22 protein-coding genes are annotated in these 26879 nt (G+C 50.8%); 4 read left to right on the top strand and 18 right to left on the bottom strand.

Going from position 1 to position 26879, the window contains the following annotated elements; translation table 11 throughout:
* Window positions 1-4: 4 nt before the first annotated feature.
* Complete coding sequence (locus D6024_RS01760) at window positions 5-3667, top strand: BamA/TamA family outer membrane protein (RefSeq protein ID WP_162944470.1); 3663 nt, start codon at window positions 5-7, stop codon at window positions 3665-3667.
* 156 nt (window positions 3668-3823) lie between these two features.
* Window positions 3824-4270 carry a DUF5004 domain-containing protein gene (locus D6024_RS01755; protein ID WP_121352485.1) on the top strand — a complete coding sequence of 149 codons (447 nt, stop codon included), beginning with the start codon at window positions 3824-3826 and terminating at the stop codon, window positions 4268-4270.
* A 144-nt stretch (window positions 4271-4414) separates the two neighbouring features.
* Here the strand turns inward: D6024_RS01755 and D6024_RS01750 are convergent, their stop codons facing one another.
* The 6 genes from D6024_RS01750 to eno all read right to left on the bottom strand — a co-directional run bounded on the left by D6024_RS01750 (window position 4415) and on the right by eno (window position 10939).
* Entirely contained in the window at window positions 4415-5479 is a 1065-nt protein-coding gene (locus D6024_RS01750; RefSeq protein ID WP_121352484.1) for a hypothetical protein, read from the bottom strand.
* Between the two features lie 277 nt (window positions 5480-5756).
* Window positions 5757-8225, bottom strand: a complete 2469-nt coding sequence (locus tag D6024_RS01745) for a hypothetical protein (protein ID WP_162944469.1) — start codon at window positions 8223-8225, stop codon at window positions 5757-5759.
* Between the two features lie 17 nt (window positions 8226-8242).
* Complete coding sequence (gene nth, locus D6024_RS01740) at window positions 8243-8902, bottom strand: endonuclease III (RefSeq protein ID WP_121352482.1); 660 nt, start codon at window positions 8900-8902, stop codon at window positions 8243-8245.
* 25 nt (window positions 8903-8927) lie between these two features.
* Complete coding sequence (locus D6024_RS01735; RefSeq protein ID WP_121352481.1) at window positions 8928-9161, bottom strand: hypothetical protein; 234 nt, start codon at window positions 9159-9161, stop codon at window positions 8928-8930.
* A gap of 86 nt (window positions 9162-9247) precedes the next feature.
* Window positions 9248-9553, bottom strand: coding sequence for an FtsB family cell division protein (locus tag D6024_RS01730; RefSeq protein WP_121352480.1), 306 nt, complete (start codon window positions 9551-9553; stop codon window positions 9248-9250).
* A gap of 102 nt (window positions 9554-9655) precedes the next feature.
* On the bottom strand, window positions 9656-10939 hold the full coding sequence (gene eno / locus D6024_RS01725) for a phosphopyruvate hydratase (protein WP_121352479.1): 1284 nt from the start codon (window positions 10937-10939) through the stop codon (window positions 9656-9658).
* A 273-nt stretch (window positions 10940-11212) separates the two neighbouring features.
* On the opposite strand from eno, the gene D6024_RS01720 reads away from it, so the two are divergent.
* Window positions 11213-13936, top strand: coding sequence for a M16 family metallopeptidase (locus D6024_RS01720; protein ID WP_121352478.1), 2724 nt, complete (start codon window positions 11213-11215; stop codon window positions 13934-13936).
* A gap of 168 nt (window positions 13937-14104) precedes the next feature.
* Here D6024_RS01720 and gldA read toward each other — a convergent pair whose 3' ends face one another.
* The 6 genes from gldA to D6024_RS01690 all read right to left on the bottom strand — a co-directional run bounded on the left by gldA (window position 14105) and on the right by D6024_RS01690 (window position 19758).
* Window positions 14105-15010 (bottom strand): gliding motility-associated ABC transporter ATP-binding subunit GldA, encoded by a 906-nt coding sequence (gldA, locus tag D6024_RS01715; protein ID WP_121352477.1) that lies wholly within the window; start codon window positions 15008-15010, stop codon window positions 14105-14107.
* A 114-nt stretch (window positions 15011-15124) separates the two neighbouring features.
* Window positions 15125-15370, bottom strand: coding sequence for a DUF6814 family protein (locus D6024_RS01710; protein ID WP_121352476.1), 246 nt, complete (start codon window positions 15368-15370; stop codon window positions 15125-15127).
* Between the two features lie 28 nt (window positions 15371-15398).
* Complete coding sequence (locus D6024_RS01705) at window positions 15399-16871, bottom strand: MFS transporter (RefSeq protein WP_121352475.1); 1473 nt, start codon at window positions 16869-16871, stop codon at window positions 15399-15401.
* 148 nt (window positions 16872-17019) lie between these two features.
* Entirely contained in the window at window positions 17020-17655 is a 636-nt protein-coding gene (locus D6024_RS01700) for a carbonic anhydrase (protein WP_121352474.1), read from the bottom strand.
* A 33-nt stretch (window positions 17656-17688) separates the two neighbouring features.
* The gene (locus D6024_RS01695) at window positions 17689-19308 is read right to left on the bottom strand and encodes a SulP family inorganic anion transporter (RefSeq protein WP_121352473.1); all 1620 of its coding nucleotides are present in this window, start codon (window positions 19306-19308) and stop codon (window positions 17689-17691) included.
* Window positions 19309-19404: 96 nt separating this feature from the next.
* Entirely contained in the window at window positions 19405-19758 is a 354-nt protein-coding gene (locus D6024_RS01690) for a hypothetical protein (RefSeq protein ID WP_121352472.1), read from the bottom strand.
* 170 nt (window positions 19759-19928) lie between these two features.
* On the opposite strand from D6024_RS01690, the gene acs reads away from it, so the two are divergent.
* Window positions 19929-21854, top strand: coding sequence for an acetate--CoA ligase (gene acs, locus D6024_RS01685; RefSeq protein ID WP_121352471.1), 1926 nt, complete (start codon window positions 19929-19931; stop codon window positions 21852-21854).
* 158 nt (window positions 21855-22012) lie between these two features.
* Here the strand turns inward: acs and D6024_RS01680 are convergent, their stop codons facing one another.
* From D6024_RS01680 to D6024_RS01655, 6 genes are all read right to left on the bottom strand, one after another.
* The gene (locus D6024_RS01680; RefSeq protein WP_121352470.1) at window positions 22013-22609 is read right to left on the bottom strand and encodes a L,D-transpeptidase family protein; all 597 of its coding nucleotides are present in this window, start codon (window positions 22607-22609) and stop codon (window positions 22013-22015) included.
* Between the two features lie 323 nt (window positions 22610-22932).
* Window positions 22933-23757 carry an outer membrane beta-barrel protein gene (locus tag D6024_RS01675; protein ID WP_162944468.1) on the bottom strand — a complete coding sequence of 275 codons (825 nt, stop codon included), beginning with the start codon at window positions 23755-23757 and terminating at the stop codon, window positions 22933-22935.
* 17 nt (window positions 23758-23774) lie between these two features.
* Entirely contained in the window at window positions 23775-24827 is a 1053-nt protein-coding gene (locus tag D6024_RS01670) for an anti-sigma factor family protein (RefSeq protein WP_121352468.1), read from the bottom strand.
* Window positions 24817-25275: an RNA polymerase sigma factor gene (locus tag D6024_RS01665; RefSeq protein WP_240409907.1), complete on the bottom strand. Its 459-nt coding sequence runs from the start codon at window positions 25273-25275 to the stop codon at window positions 24817-24819. The genes D6024_RS01670 and D6024_RS01665 overlap by 11 nt, the downstream gene beginning before the upstream one ends.
* 106 nt (window positions 25276-25381) lie before the next feature.
* Window positions 25382-25588, bottom strand: a complete 207-nt coding sequence (locus D6024_RS01660) for a hypothetical protein (protein ID WP_121352466.1) — start codon at window positions 25586-25588, stop codon at window positions 25382-25384.
* A 198-nt stretch (window positions 25589-25786) separates the two neighbouring features.
* A complete protein-coding gene (locus D6024_RS01655; RefSeq protein WP_121352465.1) occupies window positions 25787-26827 on the bottom strand; it encodes a nucleoid-associated protein in 1041 nt (346 codons plus the stop codon).
* Window positions 26828-26879: the final 52 nt, after the last annotated feature.

The raw sequence follows: 26879 nt of genomic DNA, 5'->3' as shown, positions 1-26879 counted from the left end.
AACCATGAGAAGAGTACTGACTTTTTGCCTGCTGCTGGCGGCATCTGTTTGCACTGCCCAAACCGATACCATCAGCCAGCGGATTTTTTTAATCGGGGATGCGGGTGAAATCGTGGGGCCCAACGGTACCCACCCGGTGATCGACTGGCTGCAAAAAAATGTGGACTGGAACGACGAACGCAACACGGCTATTTTTCTGGGCGACAATATTTATCCCCTCGGTATGCCCATGAAAGGCGAAGCCGGTTACACCGAGGCCAAGCAGGTGATCGATTACCTGATGAAACCTTTTGTGGGCAAGCAGGGCAGAGCGTTTTTTATTCCCGGCAACCACGATTGGGAAAACGGGAAGCTGGGCGGGCTGCAGCGGATCCGCAACCAACAGAATTATATTAACGGTGCCGGCCACAAAAACATTCAATCCATGCCGCAGACCGGTGGTTGCCCGGGCCCCGACGAACTGGACCTCAATAACCAGGTGGCTGTTGTTTTTATCGACAGCCAGTGGTTCCTGTATATCCACGACAAGCCGGGACCCGAATCTTCCTGCGCCAGTCGCACCGTGGATGAATTTGCCACCCAGTTGAAAGAAATTGCCGAGGAACACAAAAACCAGTTGTTGCTGGTGGTGACGCACCACCCAATTTTTTCGTTTGGCGTGCACGGCGGTGATTATACCTGGAAGGAACACATTTTTCCTCTCACCGCACTCAATAAAAACCTGTGGGTCCCGCTGCCGGGGCTGGGTTCCGTTTATCCCATTACACGCGGTGTTTTCGGCAACCTGCAGGATGTGCGGCACCCGCTTTACCAGGGCATGGCCAAGGCGATTGAGGCAGCCCTTCGCAGTCATCCGAATGCCATCATTGCCTCGGGTCACGACCACAGCCTGCAGTTCATTCAGCGCAATATTCAAAAGGATACGATTTACCAGATTGTCAGTGGCGCGGGCAGTTACTCCAGCCGCGTCAAAGAAAACAGGGCCGGCCGCCTGCTTTTCAACGACCTTGAAAACGGATTGGCGATGCTGGAAGTACACAAAAGCGGAAAGGTCACTACCCGGTTTTACAATATTCACAGCAAAGACCTGTCGGCACCCACGTTTGCGCGGGACATGCCCACCATTACGGCACCGCCGGTAGCAATTTCAAAGGACAGCATCCCGGTGCTGCCGGATTCGGTATTGATTGCTGCCGACCCAAAGCTGAAAGGGTCGGGCTGGGGCAAACTGTTTTTGGGCGAAAACTACCGCCAGGAATGGACGACGCCGATTAGAGTGCCCGTGCTGGATGTGGGTAAAGAACTGGGTGGCTTAAAGCCAACCAAACTGGGTGGCGGCAAGCAAACGAAGTCGCTTCGTGTGACCGACACCAGCGGCAAGGAATGGTCTCTGCGCTCGGTAGAAAAATACCCGGAAGCAGCCATCCCGGCCGATCTGCGGGAAACCTTTGTCAAAGACATTGTCACGCAGGGAATTTCGGCGTCGTATCCGTTTGGCAGCTTGTCTGTAGAGCCCATGGCCAGGGCGGCCGGCGTGCCTTATCATCGCAAAAAGGTGGTTTACATCCCCGATGATCCGCGGTTGGGCCGTTTCCGTTCCACCTTCCAAAATTCGATGGTGATCATGGAAGAGCGGGATCCCGAAGGCGTGCAGAAAAAAAACAATACGGACGAGATCGTGTTAAAGCTGGCCAAGGACAATGATGACCATATCGACCAGGTGAGTGTGCTGCGGGCCCGCCTGCTCGACAATTTTTACATGGACTTTGACCGGCACGAAGGGCAGTGGGACTGGGCTTCGAAAGACACAGGCAAGGGGAAAATCTATTTCCCCATTCCCAAAGACCAGGACCAGATCTTTTTCACCAACCAGGGCATCCTTCCCTATTTTGCCCGCAGCCCCTGGCTGGTCCCGGAGCTGCAGGGATTTGATAAAAAAGCCTACAATATCCGGACATTTAATAAGCCAGCCCGGAACTTCGACCGCTTTTTCCTGAACGAACTGACCTGGGAAACCTGGGACAAACAGGTAGATACTTTTCTCTCACGCATGACCGACAAGGTGATAGAGCAAGCCCTGGCGCAGCAGCCCAAAGAGGTCAGGGCATTTCATTACGACGACATTGTGAAGAAGCTAAAAGCCCGGCGTACTTACTTCAAACAGGAGATGAAAAGCTATTACGATTTTCTGGCAAAAGAAGTCAATGTTGTCGGAACCAATCAGCGGGAGCTATTTGTGCTGGAGAAATTACCCGGAAACAAGCTGCATGTCACCGTTCAGAAAATCGACAAGAACAATGTCGTGAGCAGCAAGATCTACGACCGCCAGTTTGATGGAAGCCTGACCCGGCAGCTCCAGGTTTACGGCCTGGAAGGAAAAGACAGCTTTGTGATACGCGGCAACAAACGCACCAGCATCAAAGTCCGGATCATTGGCGGGCCCGATGAAGATGTTTTTGCCAATGAAAGCAACGCCGGCAAACGCATCAGGGTATACGACGTAAACTTTGAGGAAAACCGGTTTGCCGGCAACGAGGGTGGTTTTATCAAACGCATCAGCCCCGATCCGCGGAACAACGAATACAACCGCATTTATTACAACTATGGCTATTTTAAGCCAAGCCTGTCTGTCACGTACAATGTCGATGACGGCGTTTTCCTGGGCGGCAGGGCCGAATGGGTAACGCACGGCTTCCGTAAAGACCCCTACAGCACGCGGCACATCATCCGGGCGGCGCATGCGGTTCGCACCAACTCGTACTATTTTACCTACGACGGCGATTTCACAAAGGTCATTGGAATCAACGACCTCCTGGTGCGAGCCGATCTGCGGGTACCGGTAAACGTGACCAATTTCTTTGGCATTGGCAACAACACGGTTTTTGACAAAACGCTTCCGGGCGGCTACCAGTATTACCGGGCCCGCTATTCGTTTAGCAACGTTTCGGTTTTGCTGCGCCGCCACCTGCAGTCGTGGATGCGAATCAATTATGGTCCTACATTTCAGTACTTCCATATCCGGCAAAAAGAAAACGCCGGCAAGTTTTTAGGCAATGGCCAGCTCGCGGGTGTCGACATGGATGGTCTTTACGACCGCAAGCTGTATGCCGGTGCCGAGGCCAGGGTTGATATCAATTCCCGCAACAATCCCAACCTGCCCACCCGCGGTCTTGTGCTCGATGCCGGCATTAAACAATTGTTTGGCCTGACACCCGGAAGCAATCCCCTGACCCAGGCACATTTTGACCTGAGCATCCTGGCCTCGTTCAAAGAAAATCCCACGGCTGTTTACGGCTTCCGCCTTGGCTGGGCCAGGAATTACGGTGCATTCGAAATACCCCAGGCGCAGTACCTCAGTGGTCCGGACAACCTTCGTGGTTTCCGGCGTAACCGCTTTGCCGGCCGCAGCATGCTTTTCCAGAACACCGAACTGCGGCTGCGACTTGCCGACTTCAACACCTATCTGTTCCCGGGCTCTTTAGGCCTCTTATTCTTCAACGACATTGGACGGGTTTATGCCGACAACGACAAATCCGGTCGCTGGCACGATGGCTATGGTGGCGGTATCTGGCTGGCCCCCATCCGGCGCTGGGTGATTACCGTATCGGTTGCACATTCCAACGAAGAAAAGCTATTGCCCTATGTAAGTCTCGGCTTCCGGTTTTAAAACACCCTGGTGTTTGTGACAAAGGAGAGCAAAGGGCTCTCCTTTTTTTACTTAAACAAACATTAAAATCAGTTGTTTTTTACCCGTTTTTTTCCTCTGGCACAATTTGGGCAAGAAGATAAGTGACAGCGATTCTTACCTCTTAAAAACAAGCGTATGTACAAGAAAATTTACCTCCTGGCTTTTTCCGCTCTCCTCGTTTTTTTCCTTACGAGTTGTCAAAAAAGCGATGTCATCACCAACGAGCAAAGCCTGGAAGGCACATGGGTCGTAACGGGCATTACTTCCGACAGGGCTTATGATTTCAATAACGACGGCCGTACGGAAACGGATCTCTATGGCAGCTATACCACCTGCCAGCGGGACATCGTCGCCACCTTCGACGCGAATGGATCCGGGCAAATGCGACAGGGCTGTAATGCATACTGGCAGAACATCACATGGCGCCTTTCCAATAACAACCGGCAACTGGACATCATCCTGCCCGACGACCAGTTGAATTTGGCCATCTCTCAATTTGATAACTATACGCTCCGGGGAACAGACCAGGTCTATCTCAACGGAAATACGTTCAACATAACCTATACCTTTCAGCGCCGGTAAGCCTGTTCAGGCAAGTATTTTCAGTTGACACGAAGTGTTCGTCCGGCTGCTTGCCTGTTGGAATGCAGTGTTGCCGGCCAGGCGATGTTCTGGCTTTGTAAATGCCCTGTCTGCCGGTGTAAAAACGATGGCGTCAACAGGATCTTATTCGCCGTTGTGGACAACGGTGCGAAGCGAATTCAAGACCAGCATGTCGGGTCGTAGAAAATTGTGGTAGTACTGAAAATTATGTTGCATGAGGCGCAAAAGCTGGTCTTTGTTTTTTAAAAGCCGTTCAATCTGCAGCAGCAGTTGATCACTGTTTTCAAACATCAGGTAGTTTCTGTCCGGGGCAAAATTACCCGGTACGTCGAAGTGCATCGGTTCCGAAACGATCGCACGGGAGGCAGCTACAAATTCGCCGACTTTCCAGGGGATTGAGCTGTGCAATCCTGCCGTTGCAATGCAGATGGAATGCTCTTTCATACAGGTTAAATAGGCGTGCCTGTCCGTCAGGTGTGCCGGCAGCACCCATGCGCTGTGGTATTTGTTGGTAAAGGAGTCGGCCGTCAACCCGCCTGTAAACAAGCGGCCGAAATGTCGTTTGCAGGCTTGAATGTATTCGACCCGTAATTGGTTCATTTGATGCCTTTCTTCCCTGGCTTCTTCGGTGGTGGCCTCCTTTGGATTCCAAAGTCTTGCAATGAACAGAATTTTGTCTTCGTTGTGCCTGAGGGGATAGTGTTCGAAGTCTTTTGCATATACATACATGGGTTTGTGGAGCGCTTTCCGGACCCAGTTGTTTGATTCAAAAAAGTACCTGATTTTCCCCTTTGCCGTTGGATAGAGAAAGAGCAAATTTTTTTCAGGGCGGAACGGGTAGTTCAGGCCCAAAGGAAAAACCTTGCAACCGGCAGGCGCATAGTCCAGCAGTTCTTTGTCAAAGCTTCTTTTGAAATAAAAATCAACATTGCATTGCTTTTGGAAATACAGCAGGTTTTGTTGCCTGTCCTCGGGGATCCAACAAATACCGTCCAGGGCATCATACACCACGCTGTACTTCCCGTTGACGGTTGCGCTAAAGATTGATTCGCGAATGTTGCCGTTTTTCTTTGGATAGATATGCAGGTCCACTATGCCTTTCTTTTGTAAGTCGAAAAAACCTGCATAGGCCTGCATCAGGTGGGGGCTGGGAAGGTATTCGACTTCACATCGGAATAAGGCTTTCATTGCATGGTCACAGTTCGATACAAATAGTAAAAATAAAATTAAATAAATAGATCATATAATCCGTGGCCGGATAGCAAGTTGATGGTCAATCACCGCAGGCGAAAACAATTGGCTGCAGAGAAAAGTACGGCGTTTCGCTACCTGTCATCCGTCATCTTTCACTTGTGAAAGCCTTTCCATCCTGAACATTAATTGAGAGGATTTCCGGCAACAGTTTACGATGTTGCCAGGGCAGTTGAATCCGTGTGGGAAATTGCAATCTTGTTTTGAGAACCGCCTACTTCTTCGCCAGTTCTTCTTTGCCCAGTTTGGCAAATCCTTCCTTTAAGGCAGGCTGCGGTTCGGGCTCAAACAGCACATCGACCCGCACGGCCTTCAGGCCATTGATACCCTGCGTGTCTTCCAGGTCATAATGCTCGATGTTGTCGCCCAGCAGTTTTTCGCCCTGCAGGAATTCGATGTATTCGAGGTATTCGAGAAGTTCCTTGTGCTGCGAGTAAACGATGGCGATTTTGCCGGGTTGGGTGAGCCTTTCTTCCGAGTCGCGGATGTGCACCTTGTCGATGCGTTTTTTGATGATCTCGTAACGAATGTTGTACGCACCATCTACATCGAACTTGCGTTCTTTCCGACGGAAGGAAATGGACAGCGGGATGGAATGCGCAAGAATCAGTTGCGTGGTTTGCAAGGGTAGTGGCAGGCGTTTTTCCAGCGAATGGGTAAGGCGGGCTGCCTTGGTTAAAAACGTAAGCTGCCAGAGCTTCAAGTTCCGCACATAAATATCGCTGAAGGGTTTGTGCGGCGCCATCGACTGGCCCACATAAATGTTGAACTCTACGCCATCGGTAATGTAGCGTTCAAAATAATGCGGGTAAATGTTCTGTATGTTTTGCTGTTCCTGGTCGGTAAACCGGTCCAGCGCATCATTGATCCGGGTGATGCTGTCCTCGTATTGTTTGCGATGATGATAAACGATCTTGCGTGACGGATCAAGCGCCGCAAAATAATCGTTGATGGCTTTTTTCAGTTCCGGCTTTAATTGAAGCAGGTTCTGAAAAATGGTATCGAGATGAATTTGCAAAAAATCATAGATCTGCATCTCGTCATCCGACAGCAACGTATCCGACGCGGCATTGATGTATTTTTCTATCCGGAACTGCGTTTCCTTTAATATGGGAAAGTCCACCACTTTGCAGGCCTTCTTTAAAACCTCGTCGGCAAGAGTCAGTTGCTCCAGTAAATCCAGTTGAATGGAATTGCTTCGTTCCACAGAAGAACTGCGAATGTCAATCGCACCGTAAAGCGGGTAGACGTCTGTAAAGGAGATCGCAGGCATTTTCGCCATCTCCGATGTCTGGCGGTGCTGGATGTAGTGAAAAGCGGCTTCGGTGAACTTCCATTCCACAGCCGGTTGGATGGCCGTGAAATGTTCCTTGATCGTTTTGTCGATCTCCATTTGCAGGCTCTCACTGGTCTTTTTCAGCGCCAGCGTAAACAGCTCGATTGCCGGCAAGATGCGGGATACGTGCTGGTAGTGCAGCTTGCCCGCCTCCTCGCTCATGATTTCCAAAAGGCCGATCAGTGTACCGTCCTCGGATTTGAGCGGACAAAGAAGCAGGCTGCTGGCGCCAAGACTGACATAATATTTCAGGAGCTCATTCTGCCGGGCATTTTGACCGGTTAGCGTGTTGTATAAAACCGGCTGGTTGTTGTTGCGAAAGATTTCCTGGCACAAATTGCTGATATGGTCTTTGTGTTGAAAGACCTCCGGGTTCTTGAACAGAAGACTGTTCCGGTAATGCGTTTCGGTATAAAAATAATAGTTGTTTTTCCGGAAGAAGGGGGTAATCCCAATTTTTACACCGTGAAGCCGGATTAGGCTTTGCACGTGGTGCTGCAACTCGTCGTATACTTCTACGTCGGTAAAGGCATTGAAGTTAAGCAGGGCGTTTTTGATCTCGTTGGTGATCTGGTCTTGCGTCACATCGTTGACATCGATCACGACCATGCCTTCGAACTGGAAATTTTCCAACGGAAAAATTTCCCGCAGCTCGTCCACTTCCAGCGACCGTTGTGGCGAGAAGGATTCGGGCAGCGAATAGTTTTCGTTGATGCATTTTACGTCCACAAATTCGGCGTTCAGCTTCAGTTCATAATACTTGGTCAGGATACCGTCTTCTTCCAGGAAGGCGTGAACGGAGGTTGCCGTGACCGGCACGGTAAAGCCATATAATTTGCGGAGAATTACATTATAGGCCAGCGACAAACTGGCCCGGGTGATGTCGACAGTCGTCCGGCGGTCGGGAACATTGATCGCATTGCCCTCCTTCAAAAAAATCTTTTTGAACCCCGGCGAAGCATAGATGGTTTCGGAACTAAACGGAAAGGTGATGGCGTACAGGCCCTGGTTGCCGGAGGTTGACGGCGTAAAAATCGTGGCCAGCAACGCTTCCACCAATTCTTCGTGTTTTTTCAGGAGGCTGGTGTCGCCAACAGGCTGCAGCAATTCGGGTTTGCTTTCGATTTCGCTAAGAATGTGCTGGTACAGCTTTTTGGCGCCGGGCTTGTCCTCGGCCACCAGGCGGTTCAATACGGTCACCAGGGGTTTCAGCGATAGTACGGAATTAAAGCCAGCATATGTGTTTGAAACGGATGTCATGGAATGTTTAACGTTCGTGGTATAATAATCAACCTCTACGCCAAACTGGCTGCGATCGGCCAACTTTCCATTAAATCTATTAAACAATTCAGGATTTTGGCCCGTCAGGAAACCTTTTTTTGCTTTAAAATGGTTGAGTGGTAAAATTTACACATAGGCCGCAATCCACACTCGTTGCATTTGGGGTTACGGGCCACGCAGACATAGCGGCCATGCAGGATCAGCCAGTGGTGAAAAATATAAACAAGGTCTTTGGGAATGAATTTGATCAGTTGCATTTCGGTCTGCAAGGGGTTTTTGGCGCCGATTGTCAGCCCGATCCGCGCCGAGACCCGGAATACATGGGTATCCACCGCCATATTGGGCTGTTTGTCCACAACCGACGTGATCACATTGGCTGTTTTTCTGCCCACACCGGGCAACTGTACCAGTTCTTCCACTGTCATGGGAATTTCGCCGCCAAATTTTTCCACCACCATTTGGGCCATGCCAAGCAGGTGACGGCTTTTGTTGCCGGGAAACGAAATGCTTTTGATCAGCGCAAACACGTCATCGTACGTTCCTTTGGCCAGCGAAGGAATGTCGGGATACGTCCGGAAAAGGTCCGGCGTGACCATATTGACACGCTTGTCGGTGCATTGTGCCGACAGGATCACTGCCACCAATAGTTCGTAGGTGTTGCCGAAAGTCAGCTCTGTTTCTGCGTCGGGTAAAGCTTTTTGAAAATAAGCTACACAAGCGTCGAATCGTTCTTTGCGGGTCATTGCCGCTAAGGTAAGCAGGGAGGGATTAGGATGTTTTGACAGCTTGTTGGGCCGCCGCATATTTTAAAACATTCAGCACGACTTCGGTTCGCGGCGAAACCGTGAGTTGGTTCAGACGTTCCATAGCCGTTTTGAGGACAGCCAGTTTTTCACGTAACGTCCAGTCATTCTTCAGCGCCTCTTCGATGGCGGTTCGTTGTTCAGGGGAAGACTCTTTGTATAGATAAAGGAGTAAGTCCTCTGGCGAAAAATTGTGCATAGGCTTTCTTATACAGGAGGTGAGAAGGTTAAATTCTACCCCATAGAAACGCAGAAAGAAAGCCCTTATTGTGTGGCGAAAAGAAATTACTGCTTGCCGGTTTTTTGCACGAGAAAAAGGTCCTCGTTCTCCCGCTTCATCAGGTATTTTTCCCGGGCAAATTTTTCAATGGCGGCCGCATTGGACTGGATGTCTTCGGAGAATTTTTTGCTTTCCTCGATCTTTTTCGTGTAGTATTCTTTGCTCTTTTCAATTTCCCGCAGGTTGCGGTTTCGCTCCATCTGGGTAAAGAGGTCGTTTTTGTCAAAAAAGAGAATCCACACCACAAAGCCGGCCAGGGTAAGCAGGTATTTGTTGCGAAAGAAAGGCGGTATGCGGCGAATCAGTTTCATGCAAAAGCAGCTAACGGTAAATTTAGTAGAAAAGTATAGATGATGGATGACAGATGACAATTTTTGAGTAGACTGTCATCTGTCATCCATCAGATGGTATCCCTATTTGCCGAATTTCAGGTTTGCACCGGGATAGTAAGCCGAAGCCCCCAGCAATTCTTCAATACGGATCAATTGGTTATACTTCGCCATGCGGTCGGTACGGCTGGCCGAACCGGTTTTGATCTGGCCGCAATTCAATGCAACAGCCAAATCCGCGATGGTGGTATCTTCCGTTTCGCCGCTGCGGTGACTCATGATGGTGTTGTAACCGGCGTGTTGCGCCATGGTTACGGCGTTGATGGTTTCCGTTACCGTTCCGATCTGGTTAACTTTTACCAGCAGGCCGTTGGCAATGCTCTTTTCAATACCCTGCGACAGGCGGTTTACGTTTGTAACAAACAGGTCGTCGCCCACCAGCTGCACTTTGCTGCCCACGGCTTCTGTCAGCATTTTCCAGCCTTCCCAGTCGTCTTCGGCCATGCCGTCTTCGATGGAGCAAATCGGGTATTGGGCCACCCAACTCGCCCAGTACTTCACCAGTTCTTCGCTGCTCATGGTTTTGCCGTCGCTCTTGTGGAAGATGTATTTGCCGTCTTTGTACAATTCGCTGTTGGCGGCGTCCATGGCAATGAACACCTGCGAGCCTGCCTTGTAGCCGGCTGCGTCGATGGCCGTCAACACGGTTTCGATGGCTTCTTCGTTGCTTTGGATGTTGGGGGCAAAGCCGCCTTCGTCGCCCACGTTGGTGCTGTAGCCTTTTTTCTTCAAAACGGTTTTCAGTGCATGGAAGATCTCCACGCCCCAGCGCAGGCCTTCGCTGAACGAGGAGGCGCCAACAGGCATTACCATGAATTCCTGGAAGTCGATCTTGTTATCGGCATGGGCACCGCCGTTCAGGATGTTCATCATCGGAACCGGTAAGGTCTTGGCATTGGTGCCACCCACATAGCGGAAGAGGGGAAGACCCGCTTCTTCGGCAGCCGCCTTGGCAACGGCCATGCTCACGGCCAGGATAGAATTTGCACCCAGCTTTCCTTTGTTCTCTGTGCCATCGAGCTGGATCATCAGTTGGTCGATTCCGGTTTGGTCCGCCACGTCGTAGCCCACCAGCTCGGGGGCGATGGTATCGTTTACATTGGCAACGGCTTTCAAAACACCTTTGCCCACGTAAATGCTTTTATCGTTATCACGCAGTTCAACGGCTTCGTGGATGCCAGTGCTGGCACCGCTCGGTACCGCGGCCCGGCCCATGGCGCCATCGTCGGTGATGACATCTACTTCGACTGTCGGATTTCCGCGGCTGTCCAGGATCTGGCGGGCAAAAATTTCGGCTATGTAACTCATTTGCGAGTGGTTTATCGTTTAAAAATTAAGTTGTCTGACCCTGTCTGCTGCTGCAGCCGGACAGATTTTCGCACCGCAAAGAAAAGAAGTTGCAGAGAAGCGGCAAAATCGGTCATACGACGGCGGCCTTTTCCTATTGGAAATAATTTCCTGAACCGGCTTGTTCGGGCTTGTTTCGGACCAAGATAGCGGTTGCTTTATCCTTTTGAAACTTCCCCGGTTGGCTGCGGGTTCGACACGATAAAAAATTATCTTTAATATAAACTAACGACTATGCGAATTCTCCTGTTTACCATTGCACTGGCTTATTTACTGCCGCTGCAAAAAGTAGGTGCCCAGGCAACGCCTAAACTTGTCACCACCGTGGAAGGCATCAAGGAGTACCAACTGCAAAACGGCCTGCGGGTGTTGCTCATTCCCGATGCATCTTCTACCAACATTGCCGTGAACATCGTGTATAAAGTCGGCTCCCGCCACGAGGGCTATGGAGAAAGCGGCATGGCCCACCTGCTGGAGCACATGTTGTTCAAGCAGTGCAAGAAATTTACCGACATTAAAAAAGCCATTGCCGATAAGGGCGCACAGGCCAACGGCACCACCTGGTACGACCGCACCAATTATTACGAAATTCTTTCGGCATCCGACGAGAACCTGCGCTGGGCTCTGGACATGGAGGCCGACCGCATGGTGAACTCCAAAATTCTGCCCGAAGAATTAAAAAAGGAATTCAGCGTGGTGCGCAACGAATTTGAGATCGGGGAAAACTATCCCGGCAACGTGCTGAACGAGCGGATCCTTTCGTCCATGTACCTCTGGCACAATTACGGGAAATCCACCATCGGCAGCAAAGAAGATATTGAACGGGTGAAAGCGGAAAACCTGAAAGCGTTTTACAAAAAATATTACCAGCCTGACAACGCGGTACTGGTCATCGCCGGCAAATTTGACGAGAAAAAAGCGCTGGCTTACAGCCAGCAATTTTTTGGACCCATTCCCAAGCCGGCGAGAGTGCTGCAACCCACCTATACCGTTGAACCGCCGCAGGACGGCGAACGCAACGTGGTATTGCGCCGCGTCGGCGACATTCAATACATCGGCATGGGTTATCATACTCCTCCCGTAGCGGCGAACGATTACGGCGCCAACGATGCCCTCGTAGAGGTACTGACCAACAATCCCTCAGGTGTGTTTTATAAGCAACTGGTGGAGACCAAACTGGCTTCCAAGGTTTTTGGCTATAGCCAAACCCTGCACGACCCGGGCTTTACCTATTTTGGCGTGGAAGTTCCCCTGAATAAAAGCATTGACAGCGCCAGGATGGAATTGCTGAAAGCCGCTGATGCCATTCCCACGATGGTCATCACCGATGAAGACCTGCAACGGGCAAAAAACAACCGGCTGAAGTTTATTGAAGACCAGACCAACAAGACCACCGACTTTGCCATTGCCCTGACAGAAGCCATTGGCGCCGGCGACTGGCGGTTGTGGTTTCGCTACCGCGACCAGATTGAAAATCTCACGGTGAGCGATGTACAGGCGGCCGCCAAAAAGTATTACAAGCCCTCCAACCGCACGGTCGGTTTGTTTATTCCCGAAGCGGCACCCGACCGTACGGTAGTGGCCGAAACGCCGGACATTGAGAAGTTGCTCACCGGCTACCAGGGCAAAAAGGGAGCGGCACAGAAAGCAGCCTTTGAGAACAGCATCGAAAACATAAAGAAAAACCTGGTGACGGGCAAACTGCCCAACGGCGGGCAGTATGTGCTACTGGAAAAACCCACAAAAGGAGAGAAGATATCAGCGAGCATTTCACTGCGCATGGGCGATGAAAATAACCTCATGAACAAGGCAGAAATTGCTACCATCACCGCCGCGATGCTGAAGACAGGCACCACGTCCCGCACCAAAAAGCAGATCAGTGATGAACTGGACCGGATTAAAACAGATATCTCCTTCAACGATGCGCCGGGTGGTTTGCTGGTGCGGATCAATACCGATCAGCAAAACCTGGCCGCAGCGCTTTCCCTACTGGACGACCTGTTGCATCACCCCAAATTTGATTCGGCAGAATTTGAAAAAGTGGTCATGGACACGAAGGCCAACTACGAGGCCAACAAGAGTGAACCGTTCAACGTGGCGCAAAACAAACTGGCAAAGATGGCTTCCCATTATCCGGTGGGTCACCCGCTCTACCAGCCTGGCATTGATGAACGGCTGGCCGCACTTGGCAGCGTCAAGCTGGATGATGTGCGCAAGTTTTACGAAGAGCTTTACGGCGCTAACAATTCCATCAGCTCTTTTGTGGGTGAGCTGGATAAAAAGCAGGTAACCGATTTTTTGCAGTCGTCATTTGGCAAATGGAATAGCAAGGCTTCTTTCGCCCTGTTGGAGCCCCGGTATTTCGAGGTCAAATCGGAAGTAGCCACGATCAACACACCGGACAAGACCAATGCCGCTGCCTTGGGAGTCATCAACCTGAAGATTTCGCAGCGTCATCCCGATTACCCGGCGGTGTACATGGCCAACGAACTGCTGGGTGGTGGTGCTTTTCTTTCCTCCCGCATTCCGCAGCGCCTTCGTGAAAATGAAGGAATGAGCTATGGCGCTGGTACATTCATGAATGCGCAATACAAGTACGATGTAGCCAACTGGGGCTTGTATGCAGCGTACAATCCATTATACAGGGGCAGAGTCGATTCCGCCCTGCGCCAGGAGATCGACAGAGCCATCAAAGGAGGCTTTACCAAGGACGAACTGGAAAAATCGGTTGGCAGCCTGCTGGAGCAAAACAAAACCTCCCTTGGCTCCAACGAGTTCCTTGCCAACCTGCTTCGCAGTTATTTGCGGGACGAACGTGACCTGGCTGATTTTTTACAGTTTGAAAACAAGGTAAAAGCCTTGACGCCGGATGCCGTGAATGCGGCCATGCGCAAGTATTTTGACCCGTCAAAACTGGTCATTATTTATGCGGGAGATTTTGCCAAACAGGCATTTTAAGATCGATAAATGATACTTTTTTTCTTTCGTAGCTGATATTGGGATATTGATGGAAGAAAATATCCCAATATCTTATTATCCTACTATTCAGCTGTCAGACTGAAACCGGTATTGTACATTACATGCGCCGGCTTTTAACAAAAAGCCGGCGCTTTTTTTAGAGCTTGTTCAGGCCGTGGTGAGTTGCCTGAAGATTTCTTCCAGGCTCTGGTTTTCGCTTTGCAGGGATACGATGTTCAGGTTTTGCTCCACTGATAATTGCAGGAGTGCTTTGCGAACGGCTTCCGGCTCGTCGGTTTCCAGTGTCCAGGTGTTTGCATCCACCTTGTTCACCTTTTTGACACCCGCCAAACGGCGCAGCCACTCGGCCTCCAAGGCTTCCTTGAACTGTACCCGTACAAGGTTGGTGGTGGAGCGTTGCTGCAGGTTGGCGAGTTTGTCATCGGCCACGATCCGGCCTTTGTTGATGATGATGACGCGGTCGCAAATGGCTTCCACTTCCTGTAAAATGTGCGAGGAAAAAAGCACCAGTTTGTCTTTGCCCTGTTCCTTGATGACGTTGCGGATCTCGATGATTTGGTTGGGGTCCAGGCCGCTTGTTGGTTCGTCCAGGATCAGCACTTCGGGGTTGTGCAAAAGGGCCGCCGCCAGGCCAACCCGCTGCTTGTAGCCTTTGGAAAGCTGCCCCACCTTTTTTGCTTTTTCTTTGGTGAGTCCCACCTGTTCGATCACGCCGTCGATGGCTGCCTGCTTGTTGCTGATCCGGTGTACATCGGCAATAAAATCCAGGTATTCCTTAACGTACATATCGTAGTAAAGCGCATTGGACTCGGGCAGGTAGCCAATCTTTTGCTTGGCGCTATGCGGGTCCCTGGTCACATCCACGTCACTGACGGTAATGTCGCCACCGTCGGGTGCCAGGTAGCCCGTGATCATTTTCATGGTAGTGCTTTTGCCGGCCCCGTTGGGACCAAGGAAGCCAACGATCTCGCCCCTGTTCACCGTAAAGGAAATGTTGTCAACCGCTCGTTGCTCGCCGTACGTTTTCGTGAGATTTTTTACCGTGATGGACATGGAGCAAATTTAACTGAGGAACAGATGAACGATTGAAGGAAAGGTTCAACATACTTTTTGCAATTACCGCTTTGTGCAAAGAGGGGACTACTGCGTAATGATGTTTCACGTTTGCTATAACTCATCTGCAATGTGTTCCACATCGTCAAACTCACCTTTCCAGGCATACCAGCCAAATACGGTCAGGCCGGCGGCAACCGGCGTAAAAATGGAAATGATGATGATCCAGGGAAGTGGTTTGTTGATATCGCCATGACCGGCGGGGTTGATGTTGTTGGCAGCGCCCCACAACAGCAGGATGATGGCGGCAGGACCAATCAGCATCCACACAATCCCTAAAATGCGTTTCACTTGTTTCATATGAAAGTTCGTTTTAAATACTCATCACTTACTCCGTTACATCTTCATGAATTTTATTGGACAGGTAAAGCGACCCGATGATGAAACTGAGGGCGCCTACGCCAATCGGGTACCAAAGTCCCGAAAGGTGATCGGTGCCTTTGATGGTGGTGATCAGTGTTGCCAGGAATGGCACCAGCCCGCCAAACACGCCGTTGCCGATATGGTAAGGCAGCGACATGGAGGTATAGCGAATCTTGGTTGGGAACAGTTCCACCAGGAAGGCCGCCACAGGGCCGTAAACCATCGTTACGAAAAGTACCATCAGCGCCACCAGGCCCACAACTTTCCATTTGTCACGACTGCTTAGCGTGACCTCATTTTTAATCACCGGTTCACCGACATGTTTGGTGGCAGTCGTTTTCAGGCGGCTATCGTCGGCAAAGGTTTTGAAAACGGTGGTGATGGTTTGCATCTTAACGGCATTGGTCACTTGCGACGACGTGGTTTCTGTAATGTCTTTGTGCGTGACATCGGCTGTCAGGTAAATTTCGTTGAAGATGGGCCGGTAGAGCAAAACGCCCAACAGGATGCCGGCCATCATGATGTTTTTGCGTCCCCATTTGTCGGACAGGCTTCCGAAAAGCACAAAGAAAGGCGTGGCAATGACAAGGGCAATCAGGATGATGGTGTTGGCCTGTTCATAATCCAGGTTGCACTTGCTGAGCAAAAATGTTTGTGCATAAAACTGGCCGGTGTACCAGATCACGCCTTGTCCCATCGTAACGCCGAAAAGCGCCAGCAGCACCATTTTGAAATTGGCCTTGTGACCAAAACTTTCCTTCAGGGGGTTGACGGACGTCTTGCCTTCCGTTTTCAGTTTTTCAAACAGCGGCGACTCATTCATCCGCAAACGAATGAAGATGGAAACAAGCACCAGCACAATAGAAAGCAGGAACGGGTAGCGCCAGCCCTGCCCGTTGGTAAATTCATCCACGCCAACCAGCCGGCGGATGGAAAGAATGACCCCAAGAGAAAGGAACAGGCCCAGCGTGGCCGTTGTTTGGATCCAACTGGTGTAAAAGCCCCGCCTGTGTGCGGTGGTGTGTTCGGCAACGTAAGTCGCCGCGCCACCGTACTCGCCACCCAGCGCAAGACCTTGCAACAGCCGGAGCAGCAAAACCAGCGAAGGCGCCCATGCGCCGATGGTTTCATAGGCCGGGATGCAACCGATCAAAAAGGTAGAAAGGCCCATGATCACAAGGGTGAGAAGGAAGGTGTATTTTCTTCCAATCAGGTCGCCGAGCCGCCCGAATACCAGGGCGCCAAAAGGCCGCACGATAAAGCCGGCGGCAAAAGTGGCCAGGGTAGACAGAAGGGCTGCCGTTGGATTTTCGGCCGGGAAAAACTTGGCGGCAATGATGGTGGACAAACTGCCAAAAATGTAGAAATCGTACCATTCGATCAGGGTACCGACAGAAGATGCGGTAATAACTTTCCAGATTCCTTTGGGTGCTGCCATGCAATCGGTAGTAATGGGTTAAGTTTTAAAAATAGGGAAGATGTTTTACGTAGAAGAAACTTTTTCCGTTCCGGTAATTTCAAAAACAGGAAAGGCAAAAAACAAAAAGCCCTCGCTTCTGCGAGGGCTTTAAAACACCAAACACTTTTTACAGGTTGTCGTATTCGTAAATTTCGTCGATGTGCGTGCCGGCGTTCATCTCAAATACCGGTTTGATGATGCCATCCTTTAAGCCATAGACCCAGCCATGCAAATGCGGCCGTTGTTCTTTTTGCCAGCAGCGCTGGATAATGGTGGTCTTGGCCAGGTTGTACACCTGTTCAATCACGTTCAATTCCACCAGCCTGTCGCTGCGCTGCTCCTCATCCGCGATGGCGTCGAGTTCGTCGCGGTGGTGACGGATCACGTCTTTGATGTTGCGCAGCCACATGTTCAACACGGGTTTGAAATCCGTTTTCGTGGCTGCCGCCTTAACACCGCCACAACCGTAATGGCCGCAGACGATCACGTGCCGCACTTTCAGGTGCGTAACGGCATAATCCAGCACGGCCAGCAGGTTGACATCGGTGTTCACCACCAGGTTGGCTACGTTGCGGTGCACAAAAATTTCACCCGGTTGCGTGCCCGTGATTTTATCAGCCGGCACACGGCTGTCGCTGCAGCCGATCCATAAAAATTCGGGTTTCTGTAAATGAGCAAGGCGCTCAAAGTATTGGGGGTCATCGGCAACTTGTTCCGATGCCCAGGCCTTGTTTTCCAGTAACAATTTTTCGTATGAATGCATAAATTCCTCCTTTCGCTGTTTGCAAATGTATTCTTATACTGTTTCTAATTGATGTTCTTCTGTGCGGATGCCATCCGCTTTTGCTTTGTCGTGGCCCACGATGGATTGGCTGAAGCCCTGGTTTTTGTACGAGCTCGACTTGATTTCAACATAGATGTTTTTCAGCGGTGCATGCGCCATAAAATCCTCGATCACTTCCACAATGTCCTTGTCGATAAAATCGGCACGGCTGGCATCAATGAGCACGGAGGCGTTCTCCGGCACTTCTTCCAGTTTGTTTTTGATAATGGGTTTGTTCAGGAAGGAAACATCCTTGCGCAGGCGAAACAGGTATTTGTTTTCGTCGTGCACAATGAAAACCGCCGATTTGAAATTGCTGTGCATCACAAAGAAAATGCCCACGCCAATCCCGATCATCACGCCAATCAGCAGGTCCGTTAAAAGGATGGCGGCAATGGTGATCACAAAGGGGAAAAACTGGTCCCAGCCCTTTTTATAGTGCTCTTTGAAAAGGGCCGGCTTGGCCAGTTTGTAACCAGTGTAAATCAGGACGGCTGCCAGGGCCGCTTTCGGAATCAGGTTCAGCAAAACAGGAATAAAAGCCACGCAAAGCAACAACAACAAACCATGCAGAATGGTTGACAACTTGGACTGTGCGCCGGCGTTGACATTGGCCGATGAGCGCACAATCACCGACGTTACCGGCAACCCACCCAAAAGACCGGAAACCATGTTGCCGATGCCTTGTGCTTTCAGCTCACGGTCTTTGTTGGTCACGCGGTGGTAGGTATCGAGATTGTCGATCGCTTCAATGCTTAACAAGGTTTCCAGGCTGGCAACCAGCGCCAGTGTCAGGCCGGTAATCCACACGTCTTTGTTGGTCCATATGCTGAAGTCGGGAGCCGTGAAGAATGAAAAAAACTCGCGGCCAGAGCTGGCCACCGGGATCGACACCATGTGCTTGGGGTCGATTGCGTAGGCGGCACCGGAATTTTTAAAGATTTCGTTGATGCCGATGCCAATCAGCACAACCACCAGCGGAGCGGGGATCAGTTTGATAAACCCTTTCTTTTTGGCCGTAAACTTTTCCCATAAAATCTGGAAAAGCAAACCCAGACCGCCAATCAGCACGGCTACGGGTGTAATGTACCGGAACGCATTCGCGATCCCCGAGAACGTGGTTTCGTTATTCGTTTGTACAAAGGCGGTGTCGCCTTCGGGGTCGGCGTCGTACCCCACCAGGTGCGGAAACTGTTTCAGGATGAGGATCAGGCCAATGGCGGCCAGCATGCCTTTGATCACGCTGTTGGGAATATAATCGCCGATCACACCGGCTTTTAAAAAGCCGAGGATCAACTGCAACAAACCGCAGACAACAACCGCAAACAAAAAGGCCTCGAACGACGGCAGTTTTAAAATGGCGGCGGCTACGATTGCCGTCAGGCCGGCTGCCGGTCCGCTTACGCTTAATTGCGAGCCGCTCAGCGACCCGACTACGATGCCGCCGACAAAGCCGGCGATCAATCCGCTGAATAATGGTGCATTGGAGGCCAATGCAACGCCCAAACACAGGGGCAGGGCTACGAGAAAGACAACAATCGAGGAAGGAAGGTCCGTCCCAAGATTTTTAAAGGAAAAGCTTGTACGCTTCATCTTGCGAAAATTTAAGGTCAGGAAATGGAAGACAGGAGCAGAAACGGTTTTCTGCAGCAAGCAAATCGCAGCAATAAAAAATGAATGGAAATGACCTTATGCTTCGGGAGGAGGAATGACAAGTTCAGGGTGAAACGCGGTATAGACAGAGGACGGATGACATTTGTAGTACGTCGTTAGCGTGATAAAGTGGCGTTCGTGCTGCGGCACTTCGTGAAGATATTCCGACAGCAGCGACGTTCCGCTTTCGCTTTTTTCTTCGTTCGTGTTCGTCAGCGGGTTGCCGCTATCGTTATCCGCGTCGTTGTCGGTTTGTTCGGTTTGCACCTTGGCCACCTTCTGGCTTTGGTTTACAATCGGGAGGCAAACGGTCAGCCACGTCAGCATCGCCAGCATCATGATGCTGGAAAAAACATTGCTGAATGTATAGATTTGTTTGCGCTTTTTCACCGGGCTGCAAATTTATTGTTTACAGCTTACAATACAACGAACGGGCACTAAATAACCGTTAATTCGTGTTAACAACGGTTGAGAATCATATCGGCGGCGCCCGGCCTACATTTTCCCCACCACGTTTTAAATTCTGAGTTTTGGCTAAGTTTATGGCCCAAATCAATTGTATGGCTTACCCTTATCAGATCAGATCATTGGATGAATACAAAGCGGCCTACGAAAAAAGCGTCAACGACCCAGAAGCATTCTGGAGCAGCGTAGCAGAACATTTTCACTGGCGAAAAAAATGGGACAGGGTCCTCGAGTGGAATTTCAAAGAACCCAATGTCAAATGGTTTTTGAACGGCAAGCTGAACATCACCGAAAACTGTATCGATCGCTACCTGCCGGAGATGGGCGAGAAGCCGGCCATCATTTGGGAGCCCAACAACCCCGAAGACAGGGTGCGGGTGGTGACCTACAACCGCCTGCACAAGCGAGTGTGCCAGGTGGCACAAATGCTGAAAAACAACGGTGTGAAAAAAGGCGACCGCGTTTGCATCTATATGGGCATGGTGCCCGAACTGGCCTATGCCATCCTGGGATGTGCCCGCATCGGTGCCATACACAGCGTGGTATTTGGCGGCTTTTCGGCCCAAAGCATTGCCGACCGCCTGGAAGATGCCGGTGCCGAATTTATCATTACCGCCGACGGTGCCTATCGCGGTGAAAAAGTGATCCCGCTGAAAAACGTGATCGACGATGCTCTTATCGGCAACAGAACGGTAAAGAAGGTCATCGTATACACCCGTACCCGAACAGCGGTTTCGATGATCAAGGGGCGGGACGTGTGGTGGGAAGATGAAATGGAGCATGCCGAAACGCAGGTTGAGAAAGGGGGCGTGGTTTCGTTCCCGGCCGAAGAGATGGATGCCGAAGATCCCCTGTTTATTTTATATACCTCGGGAAGTACCGGCAAACCCAAAGGCGTGGTGCATACCTGCGCAGGCTACATGATCTGGACGGCCTACACGTTTGTCAATGTATTTCAATACCAACCCGGCGATATTCATTTCTGCACGGCCGACATTGGCTGGATTACAGGCCACAGCTATATAGTTTATGGCCCGCTGGCGGCCGGTGCCACTTCGGTGATGTTTGAAGGCGTGCCCACCTGGCCCAATGCCGGCCGTTTCTGGGAGATTGTCGACAAACACAAGGTAAATATCCTCTATACCGCCCCGACGGCTATCCGGTCGTTGATGGGTTTTGGCCTGAAGCCGCTGGAAGGAAAAGACCTGTCCACCTTAAAAGTATTGGGCACGGTGGGTGAACCGATTAATGAAGAAGCCTGGCATTGGTACGACGAGCACATTGGCAAAGGAAGGTGCCCGATCGTGGATACCTGGTGGCAAACCGAAACCGGCGGCACGTTGATTTCCAACCTGGCCGGGGTGACACCAGCCAAACCCAGTTGGGCCACGCTGCCCATGCCCGGGGTGCAGCCGGTTTTGGTGGATGAGAACGGGACAGAAATCACCGGCAACCCTGCCGCCGGCAATCTTTGCATCAAAGCACCGTGGCCTGGGATCCTGCGCACGACCTACGGCGATCACGAGCGCTGCCGCAAGACCTATTTCTCTACCTACGAGGATTTATATTTTACAGGCGACGGCGCCCTGCGTGATGAAGAGGGCAACTACCGCATCACCGGCCGCGTCGATGATGTGCTCAACGTCAGCGGCCACCGCATCGGCACGGCCGAAGTGGAGAACGCCATCAACATGCACAGCGACGTGGTGGAAAGCGCCGTTGTTGGCTACCCGCACGATATCAAGGGCCAGGGCATTTATGCCTATGTCATCTGCCAGCACATGCACGGCAGCCAGGACGACATGCGGCAAAACATTTTGCAAACGGTTTCCCGGATCATCGGTCCGATTGCCAAGCCGGACAAGATCCAGTTTGTTCCCGGCCTGCCCAAGACCCGCAGCGGAAAGATCATGCGCCGCATTTTACGGAAGATCGCCGAAGGCGAAAGCCACAACTTTGGCGACACGACAACCCTGCTCGACCCCGCTGTGGTGGAAGAAATAGCAAAGGGCAAGCTGTGAGGATGTGAAACGGCAGACGGGAAAGGTGAAACCAGTGTGGCCTTTGTTTATGCAATTTCCAGCGGATAAAATAGGTAATGAAAAACAAAACAGCCTGTCGTTTGACAGGCTGTTTTTATCTACAGGTTTTTCATGTTTCAGGTCTGGCGTCTCACCTTTCACTTCCGGATGTACACCGGCGTGCCGACCGGGATGTAGCTGTACAGGTCTTCCACGTCATGGCGCTTGAGCGAAATGCAGCCGTTGGTCCAGTTGCGGAAGTGGTCCACGACATAATCGTCGTCGGGCCAGGTGCCGTGAATTCCGATGCCGCCGCCCGGTTTTGCCCAGGAAGGAATTTCGCCCCGTTGCTTGCGCATGTTGAACTTGGCAATGCTTTCCTGGTTGGGATAATCAATTCCCATATAACGGTCCCATTTTTCATGCGGCCGTTTTTGGTTGATTTTAAACTGTCCTTCCGGCGTTTTGCGGTCGCCTTCCATTCTTTTATCGTCCAGCGAATTGTTGCCAAACACCACCGGGTAGGTGGCAAACCATCCCTTGGCATCGTATACACTCAGTTCATACTTTTTCTTGTCCACAACGATATACATCGGTGCAATGGGATTGGTGGACATGCGCCGGGTTGCACTGAGGGTTTTCGCTTTGGTAACGGTGGCGTTGCTGCGCCAGTTTAACGCATCGTTGGCAGATTTGGTCAGCATAAGACCACCGGAAGCCAGGATGCAGGTTGTCAATAGAAGGGCGGTTTTCATGTGTCCGTAAAGGATTTGCGTTTGTCTGCCTTCAAAACGGCAGGATTTCGATTTTATTTTTTACGTGAAAAAGTTTTTCGCAGCCGGCGGAAACGTTTGCGGGAGGCAGGTTTCAGCCGATGTGAATAGATTTCTTTTTCGACGAAAAATGAAGCCAGCCTTTGCAGGGAAAGGTGATTTTCGGCGAACGCCGTAAAAATGAAGGCGAAGGGATTCGGCACCGCGGAAAAATCCCCGGTCGTCTGCGTGGTTTCCGGTTACCGATAAAAAAGAAGACCCACTCAGTGCCGTGAGCGGGTCTTCGAAAAAATGTGAATGCCGGTTTAAAAATGGCTGAAGCGGATGCCGACATTGTAGGGAGTCATGTCCAGGCCCTTTTCCCACATGTTCCTGGTGGCCATCGATCCGTAGAGACGTACAGGGCCCAGCGTTAGTTCGGCGATGTAGGAGACTTTCCATTTCTCAAGGTTAAAGTCATCGTGCAGCTTTGTCTTTTTGCCATCGTCCTTGATCTTCTGGCGGGCCGAGTAGAGGTAACCCACGCTGGCGCCGGCGCTAAAGCCAAAGCCATTTCGGCGGCCCGGGGTAAAGTTGAAGTTCAGCATCATCGGGATGGTGGCGTAATCGGCCGCCAGCTTGTTTTTGCCCGCTCCCTGCAGCGAAGGATCGATGCTAACCTTTGTCGGGTTCTTGCTAAACCGTACTTCTTCGTTGTCGAAGCGGTAGTTGTTCAGTTCTACGCCCAAGCCGTATTTCAGGTTCACCACGTGCTTTACAAGGTTGAGCCGTTGCTGAAAAGCCCAGATGTTGACGTTGACCGATTTGCCGGTGCGCAGTTTCAGGTTGTCTTTGCTGGTAAAATCGGTGGAGACAAAGCCGCTTTGCTGGGCCGCTGCATAATTTGTTTCGTCTTTGTAATTGGCAAAGCCAAGGTCGACGATCCACCAGTTGGTAGAGATGTTGGGATTTTTCCGGTGACGGTTGGAGATGATCACCTCGCGGCCTTCGTCTTTGTTGCGGCCGGATTTTTTAATGATGATCATGCCGCCGATCTTGATGGTGTCCGCTTTCGGGGCCGTTGTGTCGGCCTGGGCAAAGGAGGTCAGGGCCATGCCGGTTGCCAGCAGTGCAAGTACAGTTCTTTTCATAAAATTCATTTGTTTGATTAGTTAAGTTTCAGCGCCACGGCACCCACCAGCAGTTCGTTGTCTGCATTGACGGTACCGATTCCGGTGCGCCGTTCCAAAAACCGGGAGACCTTGCGCAGGAAGCCCTTGGCCGGTGTTCTGTTCGATCTGTCGTCCCCCTCGATACCTGCAGTTATTTCGGGGTTGCTTTGATCTTTATACGTAGCAGGTGTAGCCGATGTTACAGCCGGAGTTGCTACAGGAATGTTAATGGCCATTGCCGGTTGTGCATTCAGTTTGGCGGCTTCTATATGGACAGCCGGTGCTTCCTGCAAAGCAGTCATTTCAACCTGTTGGTCGGCAGGCGTGATAGGCTCGATGGTTTTTTTCTTATCCACTACCTGAACGGCCTGTTTGACGTCCGGGCGGATGACGGGCCTGTCTTTTCTGGCAGTATTTACAGTGGCTGTTTGTTGCTGCAGCGGAAGACTGTTTTCCGCCGGCTGGTTTCCGGGCAGCCGATTTTCCGGTAACGGAAGCGGCTTGTTTACCTGTATCGCATAACCGTTGGCCGGTTGCTGGTTGGTAGTAAAGACAAAGAAGAAGGCTGCAAATAAGATCAGCACCACGACGGCAGCGATCCGCAGCCACAGGGGAAAGAAGATGACAGCTTCTGTATGGCGATAAAGTTCTTTCTTATTGGGATGAAGAATAACCTCGGATGCATCCAGTCTGGTTTGTTGCAGCAGGGCATGCTGGAGGCGATAATCCTGGTCGGCTGCAAGCCTTTCCTCCACCGCTTTTTTCCCGGCTGCCGGAAGCTCGTTATCGAGGTAAAGCAAAAGATTCTCATCCACCGCATTCAGCTTCATGGCCTCGGCTTTCAACTCTTCTTTGCCTGCGAAGGTGATTCCATCCGCGGGTAATTTGGTGCTCAGCAGAACGTCCATCTCTTCCTGGAGTTGCGGGTGCAGAAGCAGGAAGTTGTCGACCATCCGTTTGTCTTCCGTGCCCAACTCGTCATCCATGTACAGGATGAACCACTCTTCGTAGTTGCCCAGGTTGATTGTATCGTTTGTGTTAGATGACATTTTCCACTTTTACAATGTAGTCTTTTAATTGAAGGCGGGCCCGGTGCAGGTACACTTTTACTTGGCTTTCGCTCAGGTTCATGATCTGCCCGATCTCCCCGTAGCTGTATCCTTCGTAATCTTTTAAAAGAACCAAAGAACGCTGCGTCTCGCTCAGCTTTGCAAGGGCACGCTCCAGGATTTGCCGGGTGTTGTTGTGTGGCCGGTCGCTGATCCTGGCCTCTTCCCTGAACTCTTCTTTCAGGTACACCCGCTTTACCTTCCGCAGGTGGTCGATCATGCAGTTGTACGCTACGGTAAAGAGAAAGGATTTGCACTTGCCGTTGTCCACCTCGTCGCGTGACCGCCAGAGTTTTTCAAAGGCTGTTTGTACGACGTCACGGGCATCTTCCTCGTGACGAAGATTTTTCACGATAAACCGGTACACGTTATCGGCGTATAGGTTCACACAGTCATTGTACTCTTTTTCGGTCATAATCAGTCAGCAAAACGGGCTTTGTTCCAGCAGTGAAACGCCTGGGTGCCGATAAAGTTACAGAAGATGGAAAATTTTTTTAGAGGGAAACAAGCGAAAGAAACTGGCGGGAAACCACCTCCCAAAGCATCTCGCTGCTCCTGGCCGGTTGTGTCATCTTGCAGCAGCTTTTCACCTGGGTGCAAACCTGTTCTGTTTCACGAAAAGCGGCAAAGGAAAATCCGGCGATCAGGATAAAGAAAAGCGTCAGCAGGAGAAAAGCTTTTTGTGTAAAAAACTTTTGCATGGTCGTGGTTTATGGATTAGACGAAGGTAGTTGGCTGAATGTTACAGGAGTATTAAACTTTTTTGAACAGAAGTACAGAAAAGCAAGGAATGATGAATGTCGAAGTGGTTTGCGGTTCAACCTGTTCTCCGGCTTTCGGACTGGCTGCTATTTGAAAAAAAGAGGAACAGTGAAAAACTTCTTCTGTTCGTCTGTTTCCTACACTTCATCCTGGTAATAGATCTTGTAATATTTCCGGCCGTCCATGTCCACCCCTTTTTCAATGAGATCGGTTCGGCCATGTACATAGATATGAAAGTTCCGATCCAGCTTGATCACACTTTTAAAAATGCGGCTTTGTTTCTTGACGGCTTCAGGGGAAATGTCAAACTGGGCGGCCAGTTCAAATTCATTGCTTTCGATGTAGCGGGAGCCAAAGTTCCGGAAGGCTTCGATGCGGTCGTCCTGCGCGAAGACTTCGGTTTGAAATTCGTCAATGTCGAAGCTGTCGTGGCTCTTGAAATAGTCGATGGACTTGTGCAGCAATTCCACCTGTTCGTTCTTTGGCACTTTCAATTCTTCCTCCAGCGGCCCGGTGATGAATTGCTTGGTCAGCGTTAAAAAATGGTGGGTGGTATGGAACTCGTTTTTCTGCGGCGCAACGGCGAGGAATTTTTCCTTCCAGTACTGCGCTTCCTCTCCACGGTTTTGGTTGTCGAAGAGCAACACGTCGTAGCCTTCATCTTCCTTGTGGCCGATAATCAGGCATCCTTTGTCCACCTTGGTCACTTCCACGCCTTCTTTCATGTTGAGCTGGATGCCCTGGCCGTCCTGCTCCACGTCCAGGAAAAAGGCCTTGTTCTCTGTTTTGAAAAGCCCGATAGCCTTGCAAACGCGGCTTTCCACCGGCAGGCCGTTGAAGTAGGCAATGTAAAATTCACCGCCCTTTACCTTGGGATGTGTGGAATGGTTGTACAGGTGTTTGGCAATGTTGCCCGACACGTCCTCGAAGGTTTCGGCGTCATCAAACAACTGCTTGCAGTATTGGTAAAGCTCGTGGTATTGCAGCGACGAGTCGTGCTTGAAGGAATAGTGTTCGTGGTTGTTTTTAAACCGGCCCAGAAAGCTGTCCTGGATGATGTACAGGTTTTCGTCGGAAAGCTCCGCCGGTTTTGGCGACAGCAGAAAGGGATCGTTGTTGTTTTTGTTTCCAACGTAATGGATGATCAGTTTTTCAAGGATGGTGTTTGGCAGGTTCATAGATAAAAATGGGGGCAAAGATGCGGGAGGAAGTCAAAAGTCAAACGGTAAA

This window comes from Flavisolibacter nicotianae (assembly GCF_003628535.1).
GTDB lineage: Bacteria > Bacteroidota > Bacteroidia > Chitinophagales > Chitinophagaceae > Flavisolibacter > Flavisolibacter nicotianae.
Note: the sequence above shows the minus strand (reverse complement) of the source record. Positions and strands in the feature narration are given on the sequence as shown.

Excerpts from the sequence above, each read along its gene's own strand:
- D6024_RS01760 (WP_162944470.1), top strand. The coding sequence starts at position 5 with ATGAGAAGAGTACTGACTTTTTGCCTGCTGCTGGCGGCATCTGTTTGC.
- D6024_RS01755 (WP_121352485.1), top strand. The coding sequence starts at position 3,824 with ATGTACAAGAAAATTTACCTCCTGGCTTTTTCCGCTCTCCTCGTTTTT.
- D6024_RS01750 (WP_121352484.1), bottom strand. The coding sequence starts at position 5,479 with ATGAAAGCCTTATTCCGATGTGAAGTCGAATACCTTCCCAGCCCCCAC.
- nth (WP_121352482.1), bottom strand. The coding sequence starts at position 8,902 with ATGACCCGCAAAGAACGATTCGACGCTTGTGTAGCTTATTTTCAAAAA.
- D6024_RS01735 (WP_121352481.1), bottom strand. The coding sequence starts at position 9,161 with ATGCACAATTTTTCGCCAGAGGACTTACTCCTTTATCTATACAAAGAG.
- D6024_RS01730 (WP_121352480.1), bottom strand. The coding sequence starts at position 9,553 with ATGAAACTGATTCGCCGCATACCGCCTTTCTTTCGCAACAAATACCTG.
- eno (WP_121352479.1), bottom strand. The coding sequence starts at position 10,939 with ATGAGTTACATAGCCGAAATTTTTGCCCGCCAGATCCTGGACAGCCGC.
- D6024_RS01720 (WP_121352478.1), top strand. The coding sequence starts at position 11,213 with ATGCGAATTCTCCTGTTTACCATTGCACTGGCTTATTTACTGCCGCTG.
- gldA (WP_121352477.1), bottom strand. The coding sequence starts at position 15,010 with ATGTCCATCACGGTAAAAAATCTCACGAAAACGTACGGCGAGCAACGA.
- D6024_RS01710 (WP_121352476.1), bottom strand. The coding sequence starts at position 15,370 with ATGAAACAAGTGAAACGCATTTTAGGGATTGTGTGGATGCTGATTGGT.
- D6024_RS01705 (WP_121352475.1), bottom strand. The coding sequence starts at position 16,871 with ATGGCAGCACCCAAAGGAATCTGGAAAGTTATTACCGCATCTTCTGTC.
- D6024_RS01700 (WP_121352474.1), bottom strand. The coding sequence starts at position 17,655 with ATGCATTCATACGAAAAATTGTTACTGGAAAACAAGGCCTGGGCATCG.
- D6024_RS01695 (WP_121352473.1), bottom strand. The coding sequence starts at position 19,308 with ATGAAGCGTACAAGCTTTTCCTTTAAAAATCTTGGGACGGACCTTCCT.
- acs (WP_121352471.1), top strand. The coding sequence starts at position 19,929 with ATGGCTTACCCTTATCAGATCAGATCATTGGATGAATACAAAGCGGCC.
- D6024_RS01680 (WP_121352470.1), bottom strand. The coding sequence starts at position 22,609 with ATGAAAACCGCCCTTCTATTGACAACCTGCATCCTGGCTTCCGGTGGT.
- D6024_RS01675 (WP_162944468.1), bottom strand. The coding sequence starts at position 23,757 with ATGAAAAGAACTGTACTTGCACTGCTGGCAACCGGCATGGCCCTGACC.
- D6024_RS01670 (WP_121352468.1), bottom strand. The coding sequence starts at position 24,827 with ATGTCATCTAACACAAACGATACAATCAACCTGGGCAACTACGAAGAG.
- D6024_RS01660 (WP_121352466.1), bottom strand. The coding sequence starts at position 25,588 with ATGCAAAAGTTTTTTACACAAAAAGCTTTTCTCCTGCTGACGCTTTTC.
- D6024_RS01655 (WP_121352465.1), bottom strand. The coding sequence starts at position 26,827 with ATGAACCTGCCAAACACCATCCTTGAAAAACTGATCATCCATTACGTT.